3 protein-coding genes and 1 tRNA gene are annotated in these 1,784 nt (G+C 44.6%); 2 read left to right on the forward strand and 2 right to left on the reverse strand.

The window, feature by feature from the left end; all coding sequences use genetic code 11:
* The coding region (locus FP827_06905; protein ID MBA3052797.1) for a hypothetical protein at positions 1-404 on the reverse strand (404 nt) is incomplete at its 3' end.
* A 91-nt stretch (positions 405-495) separates the two neighbouring features.
* On the opposite strand from FP827_06905, the gene FP827_06910 reads away from it, so the two are divergent.
* Both FP827_06910 and hemW read left to right on the forward strand, forming a co-directional pair.
* Positions 496-568 (forward strand) — tRNA-Thr (locus FP827_06910).
* 11 nt (positions 569-579) lie between these two features.
* On the forward strand, positions 580-1,620 hold the full coding sequence (gene hemW / locus FP827_06915) for a radical SAM family heme chaperone HemW (GenBank protein MBA3052798.1): 1,041 nt from the start codon (positions 580-582) through the stop codon (positions 1,618-1,620).
* A 10-nt stretch (positions 1,621-1,630) separates the two neighbouring features.
* Here the strand turns inward: hemW and FP827_06920 are convergent.
* Positions 1,631-1,784 (reverse strand): methionyl-tRNA formyltransferase (locus tag FP827_06920; GenBank protein MBA3052799.1); only part of this gene is annotated, 154 nt, incomplete at its 5' end.

The following is a 1,784-nucleotide window of genomic DNA, read 5'->3' on the forward strand; positions in this document are numbered from 1 at the left end:
ATTTCCTGTATGCGCAAAATTATGTTTTTCCTGCTGCCAGCCCTTATCGTAAATTTTATACCGTCGGCGTATTTATTTATTTCCGTAAAAGCGGCACCGGATAAATCCGCCTTAGCCGGGTCTATCCCCTTTATATCAAAATTGACCATGGCGTATATCATATCCGGGGGCGACACCACCCTTATAAAAAGAGGTTTGCCGGGAGATTCTTTCTGTATTTTGTAAAAATTCCTCCAAAAGCTTCTGAATTTTCCGCCGTTAAGCTCTATGGTGTATTTGACGGTTTTGATTTCAATTTGGCCCGCGACACTCTTATCATAAGAGAACACCCTCGTCATAATTATAAGCATCGCCCCAAAAAGCGGAAGCGCCGTCAAAAGCCATATCTTATCTGTTTTAGTCATTGCAAATTATGATAGCAAAAATTATAATTTCTGTTAATGAGTGCATTAGATATACGATATCCGCAGCGCCTCCGCGCTGCTAAATTTTTATGCCCGGGTAGCTCAGCTGGTAGAGCAGCTCACTCGTAATGAGCAGGTCAGCGGTTCGATTCCGCTCTCGGGCTTTTTTTAAAAAATGATTCATTCACTTTACATACATTTGCCCTTCTGCCGCCGAAGGTGCTCTTACTGCGATTTCTATTCTCAAACGAATCTTTCGCAGAAGGGCGCGTATATTCAGGCGCTGGAGAAAGACGCTATCTATTTCCAGAGCTTGTGCGGAGAAATAAAAAGCCTTTACATCGGCGGCGGCACGCCATCCGTTTTCAAACGCCGCGAGTTCGCGTCTCTTTTCGCTATTCTGCGGAGACGCTTCCGTTTTTCAAAGAATTGCGAAACAACAGTGGAGGTGAACCCCCGCTCGGCAAACAAAAATATTTTATCGTTCCTCGGCGAAAACGGCGTCAACCGCCTTTCTATAGGAATTCAGTTTCTTGACGCAAAACTTTTAAAAAAAGCGCGCAGGGAACATTCCCCTGAAGACGCTGAAAAACTTTTTATCGCCGCCAGGCTCGCCGGTTTTAATAATATAAACACAGATATCATATACGGCTTCCCCGGACAGGATAAAAAAACTTTCGCGGACACATTAAACAGAATAACAGCCCTTTCTCCGGAACACATCTCCGCATATATTTATACGCCGCCTTCAAACAGGAAAAATATACTGAAAGAACCGACGCCCGCGGAGGAGATAATCGCGGCAATGTACCGAACACTCTGCCGGGAATTGAAAAAAGCGCGCTATTGCCATTATGAAATATCAAATTTCGCCAGGCCCGGAAAACAATCAGCGCATAATCTCAATTACTGGGGACGGGGCGCTTACGCCGGGCTCGGCGCCGGGGCTGTATCTTCGTTCGGAAATAAACGCCTTACAGGCGCCCACTTGAACAACTACCTGCTGAGCCCACTTAAAAAATCCGAAGAGATTCTGACTAAAAAACAAATAAATTTTGAAAAAAAATTCCTCGCGCTAAGAATGCTTGAAGGCATCCCTTACAGAAAAACCCATGAGAAATTTATAGCCCCCGGATGGATGAAAAAAAACGGCGCTAAAACAATCTTCACGGAAAAAGGCTGGCTTCTGTCAAACTCTATAATAGTCGAACTCTGACTGAAATTTTTTAGATTTTGTCGCCCGGCGAAAGCCTGCGGCCTATAACAAATTCCCATCCGCCCATCGTTTTTTTTCCTTCCGGCTGGATGGAAACGATCATAACCGCGCCGTCCGCGCAGTTAACACTAAAACCTTTATTTTTCACGAGAGAATATATTGTC

The organism is Candidatus Omnitrophota bacterium, from assembly GCA_013791745.1.
Taxonomy (GTDB): domain Bacteria; phylum CG03; class CG03; order CG03; family CG03; genus CG03.

Excerpts from the sequence above, each read along its gene's own strand:
- hemW (MBA3052798.1), top strand. The coding sequence starts at position 580 with ATGATTCATTCACTTTACATACATTTGCCCTTCTGCCGCCGAAGGTGC.